Here is an 813-nt window from a genome sequence, read left to right as displayed (position 1 = left end):
CGGTTGGAAGGTCTCAGTTTGAATATCAGTTGCTTGGCCAAAGCCAGCTGACTGCCATTTGTCCTGAAGACCATTAGGTAATTGGCTTACAAAACCAGTTATTTGTGTATCATTTTCCGTCATTTTAGTCCTCTATTTCTTTTTTCTAATTTACTACTTTTGGGTTCTAATCCCTATAAAAGATAAGGGCCATGGTTAGGCCCTCTCCTTTAAGTCATTAATCCCTATTTTTTCTTAGGGTCCTTCACAATAAATACATCTTCATTTAAATTATCAGAGAAAATTTTCTCTGCATTTACGTTTTCATCTACGATTGCTTTTTCATTTGTTTCTGGGTCCAACAAGATATAAGACGACTTAATACTTGGGTTATGCGGTACTTTCTCCTCATCATCAGCCTCATATTTAGGGGCTTCGATCGTCGAACGATCTACTGCATCATCATCATAGTCATTATTGTCTACAAAAGGATTTTTTCTTGGATCTGTCATATCCGTTTCCTCCTCATTCGGCACCAATGTATAGGCATCAACATTTGCTTCTTTATCAATAGCATCGATAATTTCTTGGCTACTTGTGGCATCCGGTGTTACTGAAAAGTAGCCTTGCGCTTGCGCACGTTCTTGTTTGCGGGCTAGGTATTGCTTTTCAACTTGCTGAAAGGTTACCCCGCCCTCTTGTTCAGTGATGTAATCAATTGACTTGGTTAACCCATCAACAGCCCGGTCAATATCCGTTGTTAAATGGACTGCAATCACTTCAGGACGGTTGTTTAAGCGAATTGGGAAGCTTGACGCCCCAATCCCGCGAGAT

Annotated in this window: 1 pseudogene; it reads right to left on the bottom strand. The window is 40.3% G+C overall.

Annotation, left to right across the window (positions count from 1 at the left end):
* Positions 1-224: 224 nt before the first annotated feature.
* Positions 225-813, bottom strand: a pseudogene (locus tag ACRCJ0_RS16750) (metallophosphoesterase); the annotation flags it as partial.

The sequence above is a fragment of the Aerococcus sp. L_32 genome (genome assembly GCF_050689315.1).
Note: the sequence above shows the minus strand (reverse complement) of the source record. Positions and strands in the feature narration are given on the sequence as shown.